Here is a 21,340-nt window from a genome sequence, read left to right as displayed (position 1 = left end):
TTACGCTTCTGCTGCTTCAGCAGCAGGTGCTTCGTCCCGCTTGGGCAGGATGTCGGCAACCTTTTTACCACGACGCTGAGCAACCGAACGGGGGCTCTGCTCTTTGGTCAGGCCATCAATGGTGGCGCGGATCATGTTGTATGGGTTCTGCGAGCCAATCGATTTGGACACAACGTCTTTGACGCCGAGCATTTCGAAAACTGCACGCATAGGACCACCAGCAATAATACCGGTACCTTCAGGAGCCGTCCGCATGACAACCTTGCCGGCGCCGTGGCGACCGTTCATGTCGTGATGCAGGGTGCGGCCCTCTTTCAGAGGTACACGGACCATCTGACGCTTGGCCTGTTCGGTGGCCTTGCGGATCGCCTCGGGGACTTCTTTGGCTTTACCTTTGCCAAAGCCAACACGGCCCTTTTGGTCACCAACAACAACCAGTGCTGCAAAACCAAAGCGCTTACCGCCTTTTACAGTTTTGGATACACGGTTAATCGCAACCAAACGATCCGCAAATTCAGGTGTCTCATCGCGGTCGCGACGGTTGCCCCGACGGTTTTCACGTTCTGCCATAAAGCATTCCTTTGTATGTGGCGACTGGCGCCAATTGTTCCAATCCTGGTGAGGCACGCCTTACGACGTACCCCCCGGATCATCGGGGCGGCGCTATCGCCGCCCGCAGGTCTTTAGATCTTGAGGCCACCTTCACGCGCAGCGTCGGCCAGAGCCTTCACCTTGCCGTGAAACAGGAAGCCGCCACGATCGAAATAGGCCTCGGTGACGCCAGCAGCCTTGGCACGCTCGGCGATAACCGACCCTACTTTGGTTGCAGCTTCGATGTTGTTCTTGCCAACAAAGCCGAGATCTTTTTCCAGGGTCGATGCGGACGCCAGTGTCTTGCCTGCCAGATCGTCGATCAGCTGAACCGAAAGGTTCTTGTTCGAACGGTGGACGGAAAGACGCAGACGGCCAGCGTTGACCTTGCGAAGTTTGTTCCGGACGCGCAGGCGACGCTTCAGAAACAGGGTACGTTTGCTGTTTGCCATTGTGCTGGTCCTTACTTCTTCTTGCCTTCTTTGCGGAAGACGAACTCACCCTTGTAGCGGATGCCTTTGCCCTTGTAGGGCTCGGGACGGCGCCAATCACGGATCTTCGCCGCGACTTCGCCCACCTGCTGCTGGTCGTTCCCTTCCACAACGATTTCTGTCTGCTTCGGTGCGGTGACAGTGACACCTTCCGGAGCGACAAACTCGACATCGTGGCTGTAACCGAGGTTCAGCTTCAGGGTGTTCCCCTGCATCTGAGCCCGGTAACCCACACCCTGGATCTCCAGCTCTTTCTTAAAGCCGGTGGTCACGCCGGTTACCAAGTTGGCAACCATGGTGCGGGACATGCCCCACTGCTGACGGGCGCGCTTGGACATGCCGCGAGGCGTGACCGAAACAGCGTTGTCTTCAACAGTCAGAGTGACATCGTCGGTTGCAGTGAAGCTACGGGTCCCTTTGGGGCCCTTCACTTCGATGCTTTGGCCGGAAACGCTTGCGGTAACACCGCTGGGCAGTTCGACCGATTTTTTACCAATACGGGACATCGATTAGGCCTCCTTAGAAGACGGTGCAGAGCACTTCGCCGCCAACATTGGCTGCGCGTGCTTTTGCGTCCGACATCACACCCTGGGGGGTGGAGACAATCGACACGCCCAGGCCCTGACGGACCGACGGGATGTCATTGACGCCCATGTAAACGCGACGGCCAGGCTTGGAAACCCGCTTCACTTCGCGAATGACAGGATCGCCATCGTAGTACTTGAGGCTGATTTCCAGCGACGGGTGGCCGCGTTCGTCAGTGGATTTCTCGTAGCCGCGGATGTAACCCTCGTCTGCCAGCACGTCCAGAACCCAAGCCCGCAGCTTTGACGCTGGGGAGCTTACGGTGGATTTGCCACGCATTTGCGAGTTACGGATACGGGTGAGCATATCGCCGATAGGATCGTTCATATCTGTCTCTCCCTTACCAGCTCGATTTCACCATACCGGGGATCTGGCCATTCGAGCCCAGTTCCCGCAGCGCGATCCGGCTGACCTTCAGCTTACGATAGTAAGCGTGGGGACGACCGGTCAGCTGACAACGGTTGTGCAGACGAGTTGCCGAGGAATTCCGCGGCAGTTTGGCCAATGTCAGGCGCGCTTTGAAACGCTCTTCCATCGGTTTGGATTCGTCATTCGCGATTTCTTTCAGCTCGGCGCGTTTTGCGGCATATTTTGCCACCAGACGCTCGCGCTTTTTCTCGCGTTCGATCATGCTTTTCTTAGCCATGTCTCTACTATCCTTCCCGCGCTCAGCTATTGAAGGGCATGTTGAAAGCTTTCAACAGCGCCTTAGCTTCGGCATCGGTTTTCGCGGTGGTGGCAATCACGATATCCATGCCCCAGTTCTCGTCGATTTTATCAAAATCGATTTCTGGAAACACGAGATGCTCTTTCAGACCCATGGCGTAGTTGCCACGGCCGTCAAAGGAGGTACCCGATACGCCGCGGAAGTCACGGATACGGGGCATCGCGATGGTGATCAGACGGTCGAGGAATTCGAACATCCGGTCGCCGCGCAGAGTTACCTTTGCGCCCATCGGCATGCCTTCACGAACGCGGAAGCCAGCGATGGAGTTCTTTGCCACGGTGGTCAGAGCTTTCTGGCCAGCGATGGTGGAAAGATCGGCCTGAGCGGATTTGGCTTTTTTGCTGTCACGAACAGCAGCCCGGCCGCAGCCGATGTTCAGAACGATTTTTTCCAGCTTGGGCAGCTGCATGTCGTTCTTGTAGCCGAACTCTTCTTTCAGGGCACCACAGATGGTTTCCTTGTAGAGAGTTTTCAGACGTGGAGTGTAGGTTGCGTTATCAAGCATCAGACAGTCTCCCCAGTCGTTTTGGCGAAGCGCACTTTCTTGCCATCTTCCTCACGGAAGCCAACACGAGTTGCTTTGCCTTTGGAGTCGAGCAGAGCCAGGTTCGACAGTTCGATTGGCAGTGCCTTGGGCAGACGTCCGCCCTGTTCGTTCTGCGACTGACGGGTGTGGCGGATCGCCATGTTCACACCATCAACAACAGCCTTGCCAGCCTTTGGGTCAACAGAGGCAATGGTGCCCTCTTTGCCCTTGTCCTTGCCGGCCAGTACGACAACCTTGTCGCCTTTGCGGAGTTTAGCAGCCATTGTTACAGCACCTCCGGAGCAAGCGAGATGATTTTCATGAAGTTCTTGGCGCGCAGCTCACGAACAACTGGTCCAAAGATACGTGTACCTACGGGCTCGTTGTTGGTGTTCAGGATGACGGCGGCATTGCGATCAAAACGGATCGCGGTACCATCGGCACGACGGACTTCTTTGGCGGTGCGAACGACGACGGCCTTACGGACATCACCTTTCTTAACGCGACCGCGGGGGATGGCTTCCTTAACCGAGACAACAATGATGTCGCCTACGGATGCGTATTTACGCTTGGAACCACCCAGAACCTTGATGCACTGAACTCGGCGAGCGCCGGAGTTGTCAGCAACATCCAGGTTTGTTTGCATCTGGATCATGTGGTTTCTCCCGACCTATGGGGCAGCGATGCGTGCTGTTATCCCCCAGGGTTTCGACAAACTGGTCAGTTTGCCGCTTATGGGACCTTACGGTCTCTTAAGCGGTCAGAACTTCCCAGCGTTTCGTTTTCGATTTCGGCGCGCATTCGATGATGCGGACTTGGTCGCCGACCTTGAAAGCGTTCTGCTCATCGTGCGCCCGATACTTTTTGGACTTACGAATGGTCTTTTTCAGAACAGGGTGCGTGAAGCGGCGTTCAACCGAAACTGTTACGGTCTGGGCGTTGGCGTCGCTGGTCACGGTGCCTGTGAGAATACGTTTGGGCATCTGTCAGGCTCCTTATTCTGCAGCTGCGGCTGCAGCTTTTTCGTTCAGGATGGTTTTCACACGGGCAGCATTGCGGCGTGCCGCTTTGATGCCTGCAGTGTTTTCCAGCTGACCGGTAGCTTGTTGAAAACGGAGATTGAAGCTCTCTTTTTTCATGTTGGCAAGCACATCGCGGAGTTCATCCACGGTCTTGTCACGCAGATCATTGGCGTTCATCGCCTTTGTTCCTTGTCCAAAGCACCAGAAGGCCCCGTGAGGGTCACCTTTTCATCTGGTGGGTTATGTAAAAACCGCACTTAAGAAAGTGCAGAAAAGAATCACCAAGCCCAAATCCAAGGAGGATTTAGCCCAAGCGATGTGCCCTTATAGGGGAGATAGTGCGTGGGGGCAAGGGAAAGGTTGGGGAGGCCGTGACTAACCTCGCAAAACTATTCTTCTCAATGCCGATTGGAGAAAACCCACTTTCTGCCTATGGTAGCCGAAAACTATTTCCAACGGTTTTTGACATGGAAACACTATCCAAGTTCTCGGCATCGGAGCAGGCTTCCGCCAGGAACTATACCCACCCCGATATTTGGGAGCGCCAGAACTATCCCGGTTGGTCCCGTCTGGCCATAGGTCCAAGACTGCATGAAATCCCTCTGCTCCTTGACTTGTGCAAGAATTGGGATGGCCCATTTGGGGTGTTGTATGTCCTATCGGCACCTCGCACGATTGAAACCGGGGGGCGCTTTCAAAGCCCTCATCCCGTCAGCTACGAAGACCTTGAGCTATTCCTCTACTCATTTCAGGAGTTTTTCGAACAAGATGGCCGCCACGACATCTGGGTGATCTCACTCCCCACCCAGAACCAACTGATTTTAGATCGGCACAATGTTATCTACGCGTATGGAAACCTCGACACACTGGAGCGAGCGCTCGAGGAGAGAGAGTTTTCTCCGGCACCAATAGAGACGCCCGTACCCCACACGCACCACTATCACCCGGAGTTTGACACCGCCGAGAGAGAACTGCTCACCTATTGGGATTGGATACAGTACGAACTGCTTCCATCGGATGAAGTGTGAGATCTGCCCGTGCGATGGTCGCTTTACCTGCGGAGCCTCACTCCCACTTGTAGTTAAAGCTCACCGAAATCCGCTCGTCTTCGGCCATGTTCATCGGCACCTCATGGCGCAGCCAGCTCTCCCAGAGCAACACATCCCCCACGGCAGGCTTCATGTAGATAAAGGGCTGCAGCTCGCGCCGGGCCTCCTTGGTGCGGGTGGGGGCGGCCATCATCCGGCCAGAACGGGGATCTTCCAGTTTCAGCGCCGAGGCGCCTTCGGGCATCGCCACATAGGTGGTGCCGGAAATGACGGAATGCGGGTGAAGATGTGAGGAATGCATGCCGCCTTCTGGTAGGATATTGATCCAGAGATCCTCAAGAACCAGCTTGCGGCCATCGAGATCAAACTCCAGATCCTTGGCAAAATTGGCGACATGCGCGTCCAGTGACTTCACCAGATCGGCAAAGACCGGAAAGCGCCAAGGCAGATCGGTCAGGGAAGCATAGGAGGTATAGCCGGGATAGCCGTTCTCCTCGCACCAATCCTGTCCGGCCTCGTCATCTTCAGCGATAACAATGCAAGAGGTTTCCATTTCCTGCGCATCAATGGCCGGTCCGCATTCGGACAGGGCAGCGCGGTACAAGCGGGTCACAAAGAGGGATTCTATCTGGGCCATGGCCTCACCTTTACCGCAGCGAGGCGGCAGAACCAATCCGCCTTAGCCAAGGAAGTTGCACTGCAAGGCGCCTCCACCTAGGATTGCGGAATGACAGAAGCGAGCAACCAAATATACCGCCCTCCGTTCAGCTATCCGAGCGAAGATGACACCGCCTATCTGGATCATTTCGCGGGTAAGTTTTCCTCTGTCTTTATCGCTTTGAACCCCTTCCTCAGGCTCCCCGATCACCCACCATTCAAAAATAGTGATCCGGTGCCAGACAGTGCCATTCAAGATGCGTTGAAATTAGGACCTTCCTGCGGAGTCAGCTGGCAGGAGGTTGCGGAGCTCTGCGGCTTTGCCTCGATCCACCAAGTCAACCGCGCCCTGCGGCTGACCGGCTCAAAGCGTATATCCACCAGATATGCCAGTCAGCATGAAACAGACCACATGCTAGGGATCTGCGCTGCTCGAAGTATCTACCCACCAGATGAAGGCTGCTCCTCTCCCCTGCTGGAACTCTCCCTGGGAAGTTTTGCGAAAGCTGCGGGCCACGACAGCCTGATCAGCGCGGGCCATTTTGGATCTTTTCCGGAGGAATTACAGGTCGCGACCCTCTTGGATAGGCAAACTGAACACGGATGTGTAGAGCTCTGGGCTGAGGACAAATCACTCTATTGCGCGATCTATATTGATTATCATTACTTTCTGATCTGCCAGAGCGATGAGAGCCTGAAGCAGGTCAAGCCCCGCGACTATTTCGAAGGCTTCTATGCCGATGGTCGGACCAATGATTTCTGGGGCGTTGGCAATTTCTCTGGCAACGAGCTGCAAAAAAAACGACTGACCTCCCAACGACCTAAAAAAGAAAACCCCCGCTGATTGCTCAGCGGGGGTTTCTGATTTTTCTCGATGACCGGGCTTACCAGTCTTCGCGAACCACGACACGGGTTTTCACCGGCAGCTTCATCGCAGCAAGACGCAGGGCCTCACGCGCGATGTCGTCGTTGACGCCGTCGATTTCGAACATCACGCGGCCAGGTTTGACCTTGCATGCCCAATAATCCACGGAACCTTTACCCTTACCCATACGAACTTCGACAGGTTTGGAGGTTACTGGAGTATCTGGGAAGATACGGATCCAGACACGACCCTGACGTTTCATGTGACGGGTCATGGCACGACGGGCAGCTTCGATCTGACGCGCGGTGACGCGCTCAGGTGTGGTTGCCTTGAGGCCGTAGGTGCCAAAGTTCAGATCAGAGCCGCCTTTGGCTTCGCCCTTGATCCGGCCTTTGTGCATCTTGCGGAATTTTGTACGCTTTGGTTGAAGCATCTATTCTCTCCTTAGCGACGACCGCCACCAGCACCACGAGGTGCAGGGCCGTCCTGGAGTTCCTGTGCTTTACGGTCACGTGCCTGAGGATCGTGTTCCATGATCTCGCCTTTGAAGATCCAGGTTTTGATCCCGATGATACCGTAAGGTGTCATGGCTTCGTTGTGAGCGTAATCGATGTCGGCGCGCAGAGTGTGCAGAGGCACACGACCTTCGCGGTACCATTCGGTACGGGCGATTTCAGCGCCACCCAGACGGCCAGCAACGTTCACCCGGATACCCAGGGCGCCCATACGCATGGCAGACTGTACGGCACGCTTCATCGCGCGACGGAAGGATACACGACGTTCCAGCTGCTGAGCAATGGACTCACCAACCAGCTGCGCGTCCAGCTCGGGCTTGCGCACTTCAACGATGTTGAGGTGCAGTTCCGAGTCTGTCATCGAGGCCAGCTTCTTGCGAAGCACTTCGATGTCAGCGCCTTTTTTGCCGATGATCACGCCAGGACGTGCAGTGTGGATTGTCACACGGCATTTCTTGTGAGGGCGTTCAATGATCACGCGAGCGATGCCAGCCTGCTTGCACTCATCTTTGATGAAGTCACGCAGTTTGATGTCTTCCAGCAGCAGATCACCAAAATCTTTGGTGTCGGCGTACCAGCGGCTGTCCCAGGTGCGGTTGATCTGCAGGCGCATGCCAACCGGATTGACTTTATGTCCCATTAGGCTTGCTCCTCAACTTGACGCACCTTGATGGTGATCTCAGCGAACGGTTTCAAGATCTTGCCGAAACGACCACGCGCCCGTGGACGACCACGCTTGAGGGTCATGTTCTTACCAACCCAAGCCTCGGCAACGATCAGCTCGTCAACGTCCAGGTTGTGGTTGTTTTCAGCATTGGCAATCGCGGACTGAAGGCATTTCTTCACGTCCTGAGCCACGCGCTTGTTCGAGAAAGTCAGGTCGGTCAGAGCCTTGTCAACTTTCTTGCCGCGGATCATTTGCGCAACCAGGTTCAGCTTTTGCGGGGAAGTACGCAGCATGCGAGTTTTCGCCATTGCTTCGTTGTCTGCCACGCGGCGGGGATTTTGTACCTTACCCATGACTTACTTCCGCTTCGCTTTTTTGTCAGCGGCGTGGCCATAATAGGTACGAGTTGGCGAATATTCACCGAACTTCTGACCAATCATGTCTTCCGAGACGTTGACAGGAATGTGCTTCTGACCGTTGTACACACCAAATGTCAGACCCACGAACTGGGGCAGAATGGTGGAACGACGAGACCAGATTTTGATGACATCATTGCGGCCCGACTCGCGCGCAGCTTCGGCTTTTTTAAGCACGTAGCTGTCGACAAAAGGACCTTTCCATACAGAGCGAGACATAAATTAACGTCCCTTCTTCTTGGCGTGACGCGAGCGGATGATCAGCTTTTGCGACGCTTTGTTTTTGTTACGGGTACGCTTACCTTTGGTTGGCTTACCCCATGGGGTTACCGGGTGACGACCACCAGAGGTACGACCTTCACCACCACCGTGTGGGTGATCGATCGGGTTCATAACAACACCACGAACCGAAGGACGCTTGCCCTTGTGACGCATACGGCCAGCTTTACCGTAGTTCTGGTTCGAATTGTCTGGGTTCGACACGGCACCAACGGTGGCCATGCATTCCTGACGCACCATGCGCAGCTCGCCCGAGGACAGGCGGATCTGAGCGTAGCCACCATCACGACCAACAAACTGAGCATAAGTCCCAGCTGCACGGGCGATCTGGCCGCCTTTGCCTGGTTTCATCTCGATGTTGTGGATGATGGTACCGATTGGCATGCCAGAGAAAGGCATTGCGTTACCGGGTTTGATGTCAGCTTTTGCCGAAGCAACAACCTTGTCACCAACTGCCAGACGCTGAGGGGCCAGGATATAGGCCTGCTCGCCATCGTCATATTTGATCAGCGCGATGAATGCGGTCCGGTTCGGGTCATATTCGATCCGTTCAACGGTTGCCGCAACATCCAATTTGTTCCGTTTGAAGTCAACGATCCGGTAGAGACGCTTTGCGCCACCGCCGCGGCGGCGTGAAGTGATCCGTCCGGTGTTGTTCCGGCCGCCCGATTTCGTCAAACCCTCAGTGAGAGACTTGACGGGACGTCCTTTCCAAAGCTCCGAACGGTCGATCAGAACCAGCCCACGCTGGCCCGGCGTCGTCGGCTTATACGACTTGAGTGCCATGCTTTCTGTCTTCCGTTTAGCGTGCGGATCCCTAGGTTTTTGTCTTTGGACCCGCTATGTGTAAGCCCCCCGTCCGCCTGCCCCTATGGAACAATGACTACTAAGGTGGCCAGTCTTTAGGGCCCCGAAGGTCCCCAGCTCATGTGTTTCCCACAAAGATAACGGCCCCAGAACGAATCTGAGGCCAGTAGGATTGGGCGGATGTAGCAGGGTTGGAGGTGGGTGGCAATGGGGAAGCCGCCACAACTGCGCGCTTTCTCAACAGCGGATATGTGCACCAGCGCTCCGTGTGCCGGTGAACTTTTCAATTCATATTTGGCTTCGCCAAGGCCTAGCGAATTTTTCACCCCTGATCAGCTTGGAATACAGGGGAACATATATATCACCGGGCTTTCATCTAGCGAAAACCGAATGGGTTTTAGCGTGATGGGCTTGCCATCTAGGCGCACCGTATTTGGCGAAAAGACGATGCGGACATTGTCCTCCACTCCCGAAGGCGATGGAAAGGCAACGACAAGGGATGTTCCTATGTCGAATGTTCGGGTGTCGTCTAACCGACCGCGCAGAACGCGCCCCCCTTCTTCCAGTCTAATCCGGGACGCGCTCAGCGATACCTTCGAGAGTCTACCGTTGGCATTTCGTTCCGACACCGAGAGCGACAAGATAGCCCGTGGCGATGCACCCTCTAGGTCTCGGGTATACAGTCGGCTTTTGAATTCGACGCCTCCAACCCGCTGCAGGCCCCAGTCAGAGTTTTCATTAAAGGCGCATCCGCTTCGGTGGCCACGCTCCACAGTCACATCTGCCTTGTTGGGTTGGTAGTATCTCTGTGCAAACGGGATCGGCACACAGCCGGCAAGCGATGCAACCAGCACCAAACCGGTCATCGAAATACGTCTTGTGAAGCGCTGGAGGTCTGTTTTGCGCGTTTTGTTCATTACCGTATCCTGTCCTGTCTTAAAGGCCTGCGCGCAAGTACAGTAACAAAGTGTCTTGGTGGTACCTTCGCCTTATACGCTAATTACACACGCAATCATCGCAGACCATGGGACAGCCGCACAGTACGCTATACCGGACCCTACCAAAGACACCGTAACAATGAAAAAGGCCCCCGCTTCGCAGCGAGGGCCTCTCTCGTCAGGTCAAAAACCTCAGTCTCAGAGTCCGGTGGACACGTCGATTGTGTTGCCCTCTTCGAGCGTCACATAGGCTTTTTTCACGTCTTTGCGACGGCCAATCTGGCCGCGGAACCGCTTTTGCTTACCCTTGGTGATGGTGGTGTTGACCGCCTTCACTTTCACACCAAAGAGGCTTTCAACAGCTTCTTTGATCTGGGGTTTGTTGCTGTCGATCGCAACTTCAAAAACAACCGCACCGTTTTCGGATGCCATGGTGGTTTTCTCGGTGATGATCGGCTTGCGGATCACATCGTAGTGTTCTGCTTTAGCGTTCATTTCAAACGAGCCTCCAGTGCTTCGAGACCAGCCTTGGTGATAACCAGGGTGTCACGCTTCAGGATGTCGTAAACGTTTGCACCCATTGTTGGCAGGATATCCAGACCTTCAATGTTGCGCGAGGCTTTCAGGAAGCCTTCGTTTACTTCGGCACCGTCGATGACCAGCGCGCGTTTCCAGCCCAGGTTTGCAACCTGTTTGGCCAGAGCACCGGTTTTGCCTTCGGCAGCGGCGTCAGAGATCACCACCAGTTCGCCGGCTTTTGCCTTAGCGGAGAGTGCGTGACGCAGACCCAGCTTGCGGAACTTTTTGGTCAGCTCGTGGCCGTGCGAACGCACAACGGGGCCTTTGTAGATACCACCACCGCGGAAGATCGGAGCAGAACGTGCGCCGTGACGTGCGCCGCCGGTGCCTTTCTGACGGTAGATCTTCTTGGTCGAGTATTTGACTTCCGAACGGGTCTTTACCTTGTGGGTACCGGCCTGTGCGTTGTTACGCTGCCAGCGGACCACACGGTGCAGAATGTCCGCACGTGGCTCCAGACCAAAGAGGTCAGCGTTCAGCTCGATGTCGCCAGCTTTGCTGCCGTCGAGATTCATCACATCAAGTTTCATGCTTCACCACCTTCCGCAGGGGCTTCGCTCGCAGCGGCTTTGATACCAGCTGGGAAGGGAAGACCTTCAGGAGCTTTCTTCTTCACGGCATCCTTGACGGTAACCCAGCCGGATTTCGGACCAGGTACGGCGCCTTTGATGAAGACCAGACCACGGTCGGCGTCAGTTTTGACGACTTCCAGGTTCTGTGTGGTAACGCGGGCAGCGCCCATGTGACCAGCCATCTTCTTGCCTTTGAAAACCTTACCGGGATCCTGACACTGGCCGGTGGAACCGTGCGAACGGTGCGAAATCGAAACACCGTGTGTCGCGCGCAGACCACCAAAGTTCCAGCGCTTCATCGCACCGGCAAAACCTTTACCGATCGAAGTACCGGTCACGTCAACTTTTTGACCTTCCAGGAAGTGCTCGGCCGAGATTTCGGCGCCAACTTCGATGAGAGCATCGGCAGGCACGCGGAATTCCACGAGCTTACGCTTAGGCTCTACTTTGGAGGCCGCAAAGTGACCGCGCATCGCTTTGGATGTGCGTTTTGCTTTGGCGGAACCCGCACCGAGCTGAACAGCTGTGTAGCCGTCTTTGTCATCGGTACGCTGAGACACGACCTGCAGGCCGTCCAGGTGAAGAACGGTCACAGGGATCTGCTGACCATCTTCCATGAACAGACGGGTCATGCCGACTTTTTTTGCAATAATACCAGAGCGCATTATCTATACCCTCCGATCTTAAGATTGCAGCTTGATCTCGACGTCCACACCAGCGGCCAGGTCGAGCTTCATAAGCGCGTCCACGGTCTGGGGGGTCGGATCAACGATGTCGAGCATACGCTTGTGCGTACGGATCTCGAACTGGTCACGAGATTTCTTGTCAACGTGGGGACCACGCAGAACAGTGAATTTCTCGATCTTGTTTGGCAGTGGGATCGGGCCGCGAACAGTCGCGCCGGTCCGCTTGGCAGTGTTGACGATCTCTTGTGTGCTGGCGTCCAGTACACGATAGTCAAATGCCTTGAGCCGAATACGGATATTTTGGCTTTGCATTAGTCAGCCTTTATCTAGGCGTGAAGGTTGAGAGGAGGGGCAGCGACCACCGCTTACCCTCATCGAACCCAAAAGGCGGGAATCACCCCGCCTTCATTCGCACGAAGCGAACTAGCGCCCTATACGCCTGAATAGCGAGTCAGGCAAGAGACATCGCCATGCTGGAAGAAAAAAGAAAGACGGGCTTTTAAGGTAGCCCTTAGATGGATCTCTTAACCAATAAAACCAGGCCCCCCGAGACAAGGGGCCCTGGCTACACTTTTGAAAATCAGAACGGCTTCATCAAGCCCACGCGGAGCCCTACAGATTTGTAGTTGCTGTCAAAGCCGCCGGGCTGGTGGGAGGACCGAAAGTCATCATAGATCACTTCGGCAAAGATTTTTCCGAACTTTTCGACCTCACGAGCAGCACCCACAGCCACAGTAGCGCCTCTTATCGAGCCGCTAGCCTGAGTGTTGGTGTTTGTCGCAAAATCACCAAAAGCCGCGCCGTACCCCAATTTACCGTAGAGATCGAAACCATCAAACTCCTTGCCGATAACCCCGTAAACCCGAACCGCTGCTGTTTGGTCACACACATATGGGCCGCTAGCGCTGGTGGAGCAGCGAGTGCCGTTGTTATCGAAGTCCTTACCAAAGTTCATTGTGGCACTGCCTTCAATACCCCAAAAGAAGTTCCCAGTTTCATAGGTACGGCCCACAATAACCGAGACACCTGGAACGACCGCCTTCGAGACATGTCCACTTACACTTCCGGTCGTTGTTGATTCCGCCGACATGCCCTCAATCGCGAAACCAAAATAGTTTTCGGCCGATACGGCTGGTGTTGCGGAAACAGCAATAAGGGCCAAAGCGGCAATAGTTTTCTTAGTCATATTTTCCCTTAGAAATTATATCGATCAAAATCGACCATTGTAATCGCGTGTATTGTCTAACGAACGCAGGTGTTTGTCTGAATACTGGGTGTGCCTACGCGTTTTTCCTGCACACTAAAATGGCACCTCAATCCATGCAGGCGCGCGCTCTACCGCCCGTGCCCATTTCGCAACACTACTAAAGACCCTTGAAACCTTCATTGTTTGCAAAACCAATAGAGGAGGGAACCACACAGCTACCTTTTCAAACCCAAGCACATCCGCAGCGCCTCATAGTTTTTCACGCCGACCACTCACTTCAAATGAGAATGAAGCCTTTTCTTGCTGTTTGATGCGTCGTTCTTCTGTCAGCAGTTCGAGGCGCTGCCCCTCGGCATTTTTGGGAAAATGAAAAAGCCTCCAATAAGGGATTGATTGCTTTGCGCCAAAAACCAAAGGCAGCATTGACATTAACAGGGCTATAGCCAGCAACAGGGCTATAGCCAGCGCCCCCTCCCCCATCATCTTTCCCCAAATATTCCGGAGCGCGAGGCAGAGCCTCGCAAATTCCCTACCCTGCACAGAAAAAGGGCGCCCCTAGGGACGCCCTTTCTTTCTTTTCACCGGTGTGGCTCTCGGTGATTTCCCCCGCTGGGGAAGATCACCTGTCACCGCTGTTTCAAAATCACTCGGTGATTTTGGAAACGACGCCGGCGCCAACGGTGCGGCCGCCTTCGCGGATCGCAAAGCGCAGACCGTTTTCCATCGCGATCGGGGCGATCAGTTCAACGTCGAACTTCAGGTTGTCGCCTGGCATAACCATCTCGGTGCCCTCGGGCAGAGTAACGGTGCCGGTGACATCTGTGGTCCGGAAGTAGAACTGTGGACGGTAGTTCGCGAAGAACGGCGTGTGACGGCCACCTTCATCCTTGGTCAGGATATAGGCTTCAGCTTCGAACTTGGTGTGAGGCTGAACCGACTTAGGTGCGCACAGAACCTGGCCACGCTCAACAGCTTCACGGTCGATGCCGCGCAGCAGGGCGCCGATGTTGTCGCCAGCTTCACCGCGATCCAGCAGCTTGCGGAACATTTCAACACCGGTACAGGTGGTGGTCTGAGTGTCTTTGATGCCAACGATTTCAATGCTGTCACCAACATTGATCACGCCACGCTCAACACGGCCAGTCACAACGGTACCACGACCAGAGATCGAGAACACGTCTTCAACAGGCATCAGGAAGGGCTGGTCAACCGCACGCGCAGGCGTGGGGATATACTCGTCAACCGCTGCCATCAGCTCTTTGATTTTCTCTTCGCCGATTTCAGGGGTGGTGCCTTCCATCGCCGCCAGAGCGGAACCTGCGATGATTGGAATATCGTCGCCAGGGTACTCATAGGAGGACAGCAGCTCACGGATTTCCATTTCAACCAGCTCGAGCAGCTCTTCGTCGTCGACCTGGTCAACTTTGTTCATGAAGACAACCATGTAAGGGATGCCAACCTGGCGACCCAGCAGGATGTGCTCACGAGTCTGAGGCATAGGGCCGTCAGCCGCGTTCACAACCAGGATGGCGCCATCCATCTGCGCCGCACCGGTGATCATGTTTTTCACATAGTCAGCGTGGCCGGGGCAGTCGACGTGCGCGTAGTGGCGGGTCTCGGTTTCATACTCAACGTGAGCAGTCGAGATGGTGATGCCGCGCGCTTTTTCTTCTGGTGCGCCGTCGATCTGGTCGTAGGCTTTGAAGTCACCAAAGTATTTGGTGATCGCTGCGGTCAGAGTGGTTTTACCGTGGTCAACGTGGCCGATGGTGCCGATGTTGACGTGCGGCTTATTACGTTCAAACTTTTCCTTAGCCATTCTTTAGGCGCCCTTTTGAAAGAGAGGGCCGACAACCGACCCAAAGATTTCCTCTGCGCGCGCCGCATATTTGGTTTGGAGAGGAAAATCAACCCGTACCTGTTTGATCAGGCAGCTTTTAGCCATCTTCCCGCAGCTTGTTTTTACTCTGCAACATCCTCGGCCACAGGACGAGGTTCAGGCTGGGTGGACGGGGCTGCGGCGCTGGCGCTGTCATCAGCGGGTTGCGCCCCGCCAAACCAGCCTTTTTCAACACGTTGCTCGGCCATGTATTCTTCCAGCCCATCAACAATTTTCAGGGCGAGCCCATCGATTTGCTCTGCCTTGGTGCGGCTGTAGCCCGATCCGATAATGGCGCTCTCGCCAGTGGTGTCTTCAAATATTTTCATTTGATGCTCTTTGAGCAGGTAGGTCTTGGTGTTCACATCATAGACAAAGACATTCACCACAGCAGCGCTTTTGGGGTTCATCAGGACCGGGATGCCGCCAGTGGCCAGCAAGAAGCCTTCCAGCGTGATAGCCACATCATATTTGCCGGAGCCATTGTAGCGCCCCAGCCGCGCCTCCAGGGCGCGCTCAATGGGCTCGTTCCATTCAGACGTTTCGGCAGCCCGTGACAGCGGCCATTGCAGCGCCTTGTCGGTATAGACGAACGAGACCCGCATGTTGAAATCGCCAAGGTCCTCTTTGGCCTCGTTCAACTGGGTTTCTTCGCAGGCCGCCAGCAGGACCATCGAGGCCAAAAGAGCAAGAATTCGGATCATCAAAGGCCTCATCGGGTAACAACTATGGGTTTTGGTCTAGCGTCAGATAAACCAGAGCCGCCCAATCGGTAAACCGGATGGGGCGGCTCTGACAATTTCGGTGGCCTAAGGGTCACAGATCATAGGCGAAAAACGTCCCACTATTTGAATTTGTAGTTCCGTGGGAAGCCATAGGGGGGCCGCTTGCCGATGCCGGCGCGTTTGCCCAGCCACTGGCTGAGGTCCGTTTCATGGCGGGTCTTGCCACCGCCCATTTCCCAGGAGATACCTTCGTCCCAGTTGAAGGTGGTGATATCGCTGAGCCCACCGTCGAGCTCAAGCGAGCCCTGTTTCCCGCGCGCCATATTGTATTTTTGCAGCCGCACGCCCTTGCCGCGGGTCAGCTCTGGCATCTCTTCGACCGAGAAGACCAGAAATTTGCCGTTTTCCGAAACAATCGCCACGTGGTCGCCCGTCACCGGAATACAGATCTGGGCACGGTCGTCATCCTTGACGTTCAGCACCTGCTTGCCGGTTCGGGTCTGGGCCACGATGTCCTTCTCGGCGCAGATAAACCCGTTGCCTGCCGAAGAGGCCACCAGAAGCTTTCCTTCTGGGTTGTGGATCAGGATGTCGACGATCTCGACCTCATTGGGCAGATCCACCATCAGGCGCAGCGGCTCCCCCATGCCGCGCCCACCGGGCAGATTGGCGGCGCTGACGGTGTAGAAGCGGCCATTGCTGCCAAAGACCAGCAAACGGTCAGTGGTTTCCGCATGGAAGATAAACCTTGCACCATCGCCATCTTTGAACTTCAGCTCGCGATTGAGATCGATATGGCCGGTCATCGCCCGGATCCAGCCCATCTGGCTACAGACAACGGTAATCGGTTCGCGGTCGATCATGGCCTCCAGCGGCACCTCTTCGACCTCGCCAGCCTCGGCAAAGCGCGAGCGACGGGCGCCACCGACATAGTCTTTGCCAAACTGTTTCTTGGTGGCCCGCAGCTGTTCGGTGATCTTGCTCCATTGCAGATCGTCAGATCCCAACAGCTCCACCAGCCCAGCGCGCTCTTCGCGTAGGGCGTCGCGCTCCTTGGTCAGCTCCACCTCTTCGAGGCGGCGCAACGAGCGCAGACGCATGTTGAGAATCGCCTCGGCCTGAACTTCGCTCAGTTCACCCTCCCCCGGTGCTGGGGTGACATAGTCTGATTCTTCATAGGCCCGCGGGTGATCCAGCCCCCAGTTCTCCCGCATCAGAGCAGATTTTGGATCCTCGTCATATCGGATGATATCAATCACCCGGTCCAGATTGAGGAAGGCGATGATAAAACCATCCAACACCTCCAGCCGGTGATCAATCTTGCCCATGCGGTATTCAGACCGGCGCCGCAACACGTCGCGACGGTGATCGAGGAAGGCGCGCAGCACTTCCTTCATCGAGCAGACCTTGGGCGTCACACCGTCGATCAGCACATTCATGTTGAGGCTAAAGCGCAGCTCCAGATCGGAGTTGCGGAACATCATGTTCATCAACACATCCGGGTCGACATTCTTCGACTTCGGTTCCAGAACGATGCGGATGTCTTCAGCACTTTCGTCGCGGATATCGGCGAGAATCGGCACCTTCTTGGTCTGGATCAGCTCGGCGATCTTTTCGATCAGCTTGGATTTCTGAACCTGGTAGGGGATCTCGGTGACCACGATCTGCCACTGCCCCCGCCCCAGGTCTTCGACTTCATGGGTGCAGCGCAGGCGGAAGGACCCGCGCCCGGTGCGATAGGCCTTGGCGATGTTGTCGCGGGGTTCCACGATAATGCCACCCGTGGGGAAATCAGGCCCCGGCACATATTTCAACAGGGTGTCATCATCCGCGCCTGGCGATTTGATCAGGTGGATGCAGGCATCAATCAGCTCCGCAATGTTGTGGGGCGGAATATTTGTCGCCATGCCCACGGCAATCCCCGCCGCCCCATTGGCAAGGATATTGGGGAAGGTTGCAGGCAGTACCGCAGGCTCTGTCAGGCGGCCATCGTAGTTGTCGCGAAAATCTACCGAATCCTCATTCAGCCCTTCCAGCATCGCCTCGGCGATGAAGGTCATCCGCGCCTCGGTGTAGCGTGAGGCCGCCGGGTTGTCGCCGTCGATATTGCCAAAATTGCCTTGGCCATCAACCAGCGGGTAGCGGACGTTGAAGTCCTGCGCCAGGCGGGCCATGGCATCATAGATCGCGGCATCGCCATGGGGGTGAAAATCCCCCATGGTATCGCCCGAAATCTTCGCCGATTTCAAAAACCCCCCGGTCGAGCTGAGCCGCAGCCGATTCATCGCATAAAGGATCCGCCGGTGCACCGGCTTCAACCCATCGCGCGCATCAGGCAGGGCCCGGTGCATGATGGTACTCAGCGCATAGGTGAGGTAGCGCTCCCCAATGGCGCGGCGCAGGGGTTCCAGAATCTCGCCGTTTTGCGGCATAGGGGCATCGGTATCGTCTTGGGTGTCGCTCATACCTTTGTGATACTTCCACCTCCTGCTGCGGTAAAGCGATGGTTCATATTTATCCACCGCCTTGCAGCAGATGGTGCCTTTGCAGCATCCTTTGCACCCGCCTGCCCGCAAATCGGTTTGTGCTGAGAGCGCCCAAAGGGGGAGAAGCCCGAGCACTCTCCCCTGTGCTCTGCAACGATTCGAACTATATTAAGGAGATCAGATTAGGCTATGGCGGCCTTTACGTGCTGCCGCAGTGGTCCAATGCCGTGTTCCAGCTTATTTGGACGTGCCGCCAATTTATGCCGCTATTGATTTATTGTTCAGGGGGATGCGCTATGTCGCGCTTTGCTATTGTATCTTTTGCGTTCTTGGGCTGGGGCTTCTACGAGATAAGCGGCGGGGCTGATTTTGTTGCACCTGAACGCCCGCCTGAGCAGTTGGCTGAAGTCTCTACCACCTCCGCTCCCCTCGCAACCACGTCCCCTGCGACCAACAAATTCCAACGCAGTGCCAAAATTCGCGCTGCCTCTTTGGTTCCAGCGCCTGTTTTGCAGCCAGCCGCAACTGCCCAGCCTGCAGCAGGATCGCGCCCCGGCGCAGATCCTGCCCATCGCCAGACGGTGGCCTTGGAAAAAATTGCCGCTGCTGGAGCAAACCTGCAAAGCTCCAGCAGCGCCTTTGCACCAAGCGCCGAAACCGGGCTCCTGCATATGGACCACATCCAGGGGGGTCTCATCGCTATGAGTAACCGCCAAGACATTCAAGGTGGCACTGGCGGCTTGGCCCTAAACACCGGGCTGGCGGGCGCCGAACCCGCCCAGCCTGTTGCGCCAGCCGAAAGCTATCTCGACATTCGCGAAATCCGCGCCTCGCGCGTCAATATGCGCCAAGGGCCAGGAACGATCTATCCGGTGACCGCACGGCTGTTGGCGGGGGATGAGGTTCTTATTGTCGAAGACAACGGCACTGGCTGGCTGCAGCTTAGAACCCGCATTGGCAACAAGATCGGCTGGGTTGCCGCTTCCCTGGTGAGCAAGAAACGCTCATAACTCTGGCCAAAGGGCTTGGCATACTTCTGACCAGGCGATTGGAAACAGGGTTTAGGGATGCAAAAAACCATATTGATCACTGGCTGCTCCTCTGGGATCGGCCTAGACGCCGCACGCGGCATGCGGGATCGCGGCTGGCGCGTTTTTGCCTCTTGCCGCAAAGCCGAGGACTGCGACCGGCTACGGGCCGAGGGCTTTGACAGCCCCCGCATCGATTACGCAGATACGCAAAGCATCACCACCGGGCTGGCAGAGGTTCTAAAGGCCACTGGCGGCACCCTGGATGCACTGTTTAACAATGGCGCCCATGGACTGCCCGGCGCAGTAGAGGATTTGGCCACCGAGGGGCTGCGCGAAATTTTTGAGACCAATGTCTTTGGCTGGCATGAACTCACACGGCAGGTGCTGCCCATCATGCGAGCACAGGGTCATGGCCGCATCGTGCAGAATTCATCGATCCTCGGGCTGGTGTCCTTTCCCTGGCGCGGTGCCTATGTGGCGACAAAATTTGCCATCGAAGGGCTCACCGACACGCTGCGGGTGGAATTGGTCGACACGGATATCAAAGTCGCCCTGATTGAACCCGGCCCGGTGACCTCAAAATTCCGCGAAAATGCCATTCCCCATTTTGAGCGCTTCATAGATTGGCAGAATTCGCCCTTTCGCCCGCTCTATGAGAAGAAGCTGCTCAAGCGGCTTTATGAAAGCAAAGGCCCGGACCAGTTCGAACTGCCCGCCTCTGCGGTCACCGCCAAATTGATCCACGCGTGCGAATCGTCACGCCCCCGCGCGCGCTACTATGTGACCACGCCAACCCATATCGCCGGTTTCCTGCGCCGCATCCTGACAACCCGGGCAATTGACCGCATCCTAGCCCGGCTTAGATAGGTATTTCCCTGTCGCCAAGCCCGGCGGCAGGGGCTAGACCAGTGCCCAGGCAAACGCGAAGGAAGACATCAAATGGGTGATCCGCTCTATCTACTGGCAATATTGGCAATGGCCGCCGTGGTTGTGGTGCTTGTTCTTGGGCTCGGCGGCTTTGGAAAAGGCGGGGCCTTCAACCAGAAATACGCGAATAAGCTGATGCGGCTGAGGTTGCTGTTTCAATTCATCGCCGTGGTGCTTTTGGTCGCCTATGTCTATCTGCGTGGTCAGGGAGGTCAGTAACCATGGTAGTCCTGAACAAGATCTACACCCGCACCGGCGATAAGGGCGATACCGCGCTTGGCAATGGAGCGCGGGTCGCCAAACATGACGCCCGCGTCAACGCCTATGGCACCTCGGATGAGCTGAACGCCTGTATCGGCGTTGCCCGCCTTTCAAGCTCTGATGACGCCAAAATGGACAGCGCCCTGTCGCGTATCCAGAACGACCTCTTTGATCTGGGCGCCGATCTGTGCCGCCCCGAAATGGATAAAGACGCTGAGGCAGAATATCCGCCACTACGCATTGCCCAGTCTCATGTCGACCGGCTGGAGAGCGAAATCGACGCGATGAACAAAGATCTGGCCGCGCTGCGCAGCTTTGTCCTGCCCGGGGGCTCTGCCCTGGCGGCGCATCTGCATATCTGCCGCACCGTAGCGCGGCGCGCTGAACGGCTGACAACAGAACTCGCGACAGCGGAAGACATCAACCCGGTGGCTGTGACCTATCTCAATCGCCTGTCGGATTGGTTTTTTGTCGCCTCGCGCCATGCCAATGACAACGGCGCCAGGGATGTGCTCTGGGTGCCCGGCGCCAATCGCTAAGGGGACCTTTGAGGCAGATTCTGGCGCAGGGTTTTCCCAAAGGCACCCAGCGTCACATGCTGCGCCGCAGCGTCACCTGCCGCAAAACCCATCGACAGAGCGGCGATTCGCGCCTAGCTAACTCTTGTTCCGGAACCCGTCACACCGGAGCAAGCCGCCAGCCGGTTTCGCGTCACCATGCGAAATGCGAGCAGCCACCACGAAACATTCTTGCAAGATTGTCGTGGCAAAAGACAAAACACGACGTCTGCGAACTGCAACGTGACGATTTTTCCCTGTTGTGCCCCGGTCTGACCCGGTATCAACAGCGCGA

At 56.0% G+C, this 21,340-nt stretch carries 32 protein-coding genes; 6 read left to right on the top strand and 26 right to left on the bottom strand.

Features of this window, described 5'->3' with window-relative positions; genetic code table 11:
- The 10 genes from rpsE to rpmC all read right to left on the bottom strand — a co-directional run bounded on the left by rpsE (position 1) and on the right by rpmC (position 4,119).
- Positions 1-570 carry a 30S ribosomal protein S5 gene (gene rpsE / locus MED193_RS16175; RefSeq protein ID WP_009810835.1) on the bottom strand — a complete coding sequence of 190 codons (570 nt, stop codon included), beginning with the start codon at positions 568-570 and terminating at the stop codon, positions 1-3.
- 113 nt (positions 571-683) lie between these two features.
- Positions 684-1,043: a 50S ribosomal protein L18 gene (gene rplR, locus MED193_RS16170; RefSeq protein WP_009810834.1), complete on the bottom strand. Its 360-nt coding sequence runs from the start codon at positions 1,041-1,043 to the stop codon at positions 684-686.
- Positions 1,044-1,054: 11 nt separating this feature from the next.
- Positions 1,055-1,588 (bottom strand): 50S ribosomal protein L6, encoded by a 534-nt coding sequence (gene rplF, locus MED193_RS16165; protein WP_009810833.1) that lies wholly within the window; start codon positions 1,586-1,588, stop codon positions 1,055-1,057.
- A gap of 13 nt (positions 1,589-1,601) precedes the next feature.
- Positions 1,602-1,994, bottom strand: a complete 393-nt coding sequence (gene rpsH, locus MED193_RS16160; protein ID WP_009810832.1) for a 30S ribosomal protein S8 — start codon at positions 1,992-1,994, stop codon at positions 1,602-1,604.
- Between the two features lie 13 nt (positions 1,995-2,007).
- Positions 2,008-2,313: a 30S ribosomal protein S14 gene (rpsN, locus tag MED193_RS16155; RefSeq protein ID WP_009810831.1), complete on the bottom strand. Its 306-nt coding sequence runs from the start codon at positions 2,311-2,313 to the stop codon at positions 2,008-2,010.
- Between the two features lie 22 nt (positions 2,314-2,335).
- Entirely contained in the window at positions 2,336-2,899 is a 564-nt protein-coding gene (rplE, locus tag MED193_RS16150) for a 50S ribosomal protein L5 (protein ID WP_009810830.1), read from the bottom strand.
- A complete protein-coding gene (gene rplX / locus MED193_RS16145; RefSeq protein ID WP_009810829.1) occupies positions 2,899-3,204 on the bottom strand; it encodes a 50S ribosomal protein L24 in 306 nt (101 codons plus the stop codon). The genes rplE and rplX overlap by 1 nt, the downstream gene beginning before the upstream one ends.
- 2 nt (positions 3,205-3,206) lie before the next feature.
- Positions 3,207-3,575: a 50S ribosomal protein L14 gene (gene rplN / locus MED193_RS16140; protein ID WP_009810828.1), complete on the bottom strand. Its 369-nt coding sequence runs from the start codon at positions 3,573-3,575 to the stop codon at positions 3,207-3,209.
- Positions 3,576-3,672: 97 nt separating this feature from the next.
- Positions 3,673-3,903, bottom strand: coding sequence for a 30S ribosomal protein S17 (rpsQ, locus tag MED193_RS16135; RefSeq protein WP_009810826.1), 231 nt, complete (start codon positions 3,901-3,903; stop codon positions 3,673-3,675).
- Positions 3,904-3,915: 12 nt separating this feature from the next.
- Positions 3,916-4,119, bottom strand: coding sequence for a 50S ribosomal protein L29 (gene rpmC, locus MED193_RS16130; RefSeq protein WP_009810825.1), 204 nt, complete (start codon positions 4,117-4,119; stop codon positions 3,916-3,918).
- A 194-nt stretch (positions 4,120-4,313) separates the two neighbouring features.
- Between rpmC and MED193_RS22345 the strand changes: the two genes are divergently transcribed.
- A complete protein-coding gene (locus tag MED193_RS22345) occupies positions 4,314-4,970 on the top strand; it encodes a hypothetical protein (RefSeq protein WP_157041389.1) in 657 nt (218 codons plus the stop codon).
- A 37-nt stretch (positions 4,971-5,007) separates the two neighbouring features.
- On the opposite strand, the gene MED193_RS16120 is transcribed toward MED193_RS22345, so the two are convergent.
- On the bottom strand, positions 5,008-5,628 hold the full coding sequence (locus MED193_RS16120; protein WP_009810823.1) for a 2OG-Fe(II) oxygenase family protein: 621 nt from the start codon (positions 5,626-5,628) through the stop codon (positions 5,008-5,010).
- Between the two features lie 90 nt (positions 5,629-5,718).
- Here MED193_RS16120 and MED193_RS16115 point away from each other — a divergent pair, with 90 nt between their 5' ends.
- On the top strand, positions 5,719-6,492 hold the full coding sequence (locus MED193_RS16115; protein WP_009810822.1) for a hypothetical protein: 774 nt from the start codon (positions 5,719-5,721) through the stop codon (positions 6,490-6,492).
- A gap of 40 nt (positions 6,493-6,532) precedes the next feature.
- Here the strand turns inward: MED193_RS16115 and rplP are convergent, their stop codons facing one another.
- The 15 genes from rplP to MED193_RS16040 all read right to left on the bottom strand — a co-directional run bounded on the left by rplP (position 6,533) and on the right by MED193_RS16040 (position 18,248).
- Positions 6,533-6,946, bottom strand: a complete 414-nt coding sequence (rplP, locus tag MED193_RS16110) for a 50S ribosomal protein L16 (protein WP_008207541.1) — start codon at positions 6,944-6,946, stop codon at positions 6,533-6,535.
- An 11-nt stretch (positions 6,947-6,957) separates the two neighbouring features.
- On the bottom strand, positions 6,958-7,668 hold the full coding sequence (gene rpsC, locus MED193_RS16105) for a 30S ribosomal protein S3 (protein ID WP_009810821.1): 711 nt from the start codon (positions 7,666-7,668) through the stop codon (positions 6,958-6,960).
- Complete coding sequence (gene rplV, locus MED193_RS16100) at positions 7,668-8,048, bottom strand: 50S ribosomal protein L22 (RefSeq protein WP_009810820.1); 381 nt, start codon at positions 8,046-8,048, stop codon at positions 7,668-7,670. Before rplV ends, rpsC begins: the two co-directional genes overlap by 1 nt.
- 3 nt (positions 8,049-8,051) lie before the next feature.
- Complete coding sequence (gene rpsS, locus MED193_RS16095) at positions 8,052-8,330, bottom strand: 30S ribosomal protein S19 (protein ID WP_009810819.1); 279 nt, start codon at positions 8,328-8,330, stop codon at positions 8,052-8,054.
- A gap of 3 nt (positions 8,331-8,333) precedes the next feature.
- Positions 8,334-9,176 carry a 50S ribosomal protein L2 gene (rplB, locus tag MED193_RS16090; protein WP_009810818.1) on the bottom strand — a complete coding sequence of 281 codons (843 nt, stop codon included), beginning with the start codon at positions 9,174-9,176 and terminating at the stop codon, positions 8,334-8,336.
- 353 nt (positions 9,177-9,529) lie between these two features.
- Positions 9,530-10,114 (bottom strand): hypothetical protein, encoded by a 585-nt coding sequence (locus MED193_RS16085; protein WP_009810817.1) that lies wholly within the window; start codon positions 10,112-10,114, stop codon positions 9,530-9,532.
- A gap of 219 nt (positions 10,115-10,333) precedes the next feature.
- Positions 10,334-10,630 carry a 50S ribosomal protein L23 gene (locus MED193_RS16080; RefSeq protein WP_009810816.1) on the bottom strand — a complete coding sequence of 99 codons (297 nt, stop codon included), beginning with the start codon at positions 10,628-10,630 and terminating at the stop codon, positions 10,334-10,336.
- A complete protein-coding gene (gene rplD / locus MED193_RS16075; RefSeq protein ID WP_009810815.1) occupies positions 10,627-11,244 on the bottom strand; it encodes a 50S ribosomal protein L4 in 618 nt (205 codons plus the stop codon). The genes MED193_RS16080 and rplD overlap by 4 nt, the downstream gene beginning before the upstream one ends.
- Positions 11,241-11,951: a 50S ribosomal protein L3 gene (rplC, locus tag MED193_RS16070; protein WP_009810814.1), complete on the bottom strand. Its 711-nt coding sequence runs from the start codon at positions 11,949-11,951 to the stop codon at positions 11,241-11,243. Before rplC ends, rplD begins: the two co-directional genes overlap by 4 nt.
- A gap of 18 nt (positions 11,952-11,969) precedes the next feature.
- Complete coding sequence (gene rpsJ, locus MED193_RS16065) at positions 11,970-12,284, bottom strand: 30S ribosomal protein S10 (protein ID WP_008207555.1); 315 nt, start codon at positions 12,282-12,284, stop codon at positions 11,970-11,972.
- A 268-nt stretch (positions 12,285-12,552) separates the two neighbouring features.
- Positions 12,553-13,158, bottom strand: coding sequence for an outer membrane beta-barrel protein (locus MED193_RS16060; RefSeq protein WP_009810813.1), 606 nt, complete (start codon positions 13,156-13,158; stop codon positions 12,553-12,555).
- Between the two features lie 270 nt (positions 13,159-13,428).
- Complete coding sequence (locus MED193_RS16055; protein WP_157041387.1) at positions 13,429-13,662, bottom strand: hypothetical protein; 234 nt, start codon at positions 13,660-13,662, stop codon at positions 13,429-13,431.
- 160 nt (positions 13,663-13,822) lie between these two features.
- Positions 13,823-14,998, bottom strand: a complete 1,176-nt coding sequence (gene tuf / locus MED193_RS16050) for an elongation factor Tu (protein ID WP_009810702.1) — start codon at positions 14,996-14,998, stop codon at positions 13,823-13,825.
- 143 nt (positions 14,999-15,141) lie between these two features.
- Entirely contained in the window at positions 15,142-15,762 is a 621-nt protein-coding gene (locus MED193_RS16045) for a hypothetical protein (RefSeq protein ID WP_039966276.1), read from the bottom strand.
- Between the two features lie 140 nt (positions 15,763-15,902).
- On the bottom strand, positions 15,903-18,248 hold the full coding sequence (locus MED193_RS16040) for a DNA topoisomerase IV subunit A (RefSeq protein ID WP_009810809.1): 2,346 nt from the start codon (positions 18,246-18,248) through the stop codon (positions 15,903-15,905).
- Positions 18,249-18,565: 317 nt separating this feature from the next.
- On the opposite strand from MED193_RS16040, the gene MED193_RS16035 reads away from it, so the two are divergent.
- The 4 genes from MED193_RS16035 to MED193_RS16020 all read left to right on the top strand — a co-directional run bounded on the left by MED193_RS16035 (position 18,566) and on the right by MED193_RS16020 (position 21,027).
- Positions 18,566-19,279, top strand: coding sequence for an SH3 domain-containing protein (locus tag MED193_RS16035; RefSeq protein ID WP_009810808.1), 714 nt, complete (start codon positions 18,566-18,568; stop codon positions 19,277-19,279).
- Positions 19,280-19,336: 57 nt separating this feature from the next.
- On the top strand, positions 19,337-20,167 hold the full coding sequence (locus tag MED193_RS16030) for an SDR family NAD(P)-dependent oxidoreductase (RefSeq protein WP_009810807.1): 831 nt from the start codon (positions 19,337-19,339) through the stop codon (positions 20,165-20,167).
- Between the two features lie 72 nt (positions 20,168-20,239).
- Positions 20,240-20,446 (top strand): twin transmembrane helix small protein, encoded by a 207-nt coding sequence (locus MED193_RS16025; RefSeq protein WP_009810806.1) that lies wholly within the window; start codon positions 20,240-20,242, stop codon positions 20,444-20,446.
- A 2-nt stretch (positions 20,447-20,448) separates the two neighbouring features.
- Positions 20,449-21,027 (top strand): cob(I)yrinic acid a,c-diamide adenosyltransferase, encoded by a 579-nt coding sequence (locus MED193_RS16020; protein ID WP_009810805.1) that lies wholly within the window; start codon positions 20,449-20,451, stop codon positions 21,025-21,027.
- Positions 21,028-21,340: the final 313 nt, after the last annotated feature.

The sequence above is a fragment of the Roseobacter sp. MED193 genome (genome assembly GCF_000152965.1).
Taxonomy (GTDB): Bacteria; Pseudomonadota; Alphaproteobacteria; order Rhodobacterales; family Rhodobacteraceae; genus Pseudophaeobacter.
This window is presented reverse-complemented; position numbering and strand designations above follow the sequence as displayed.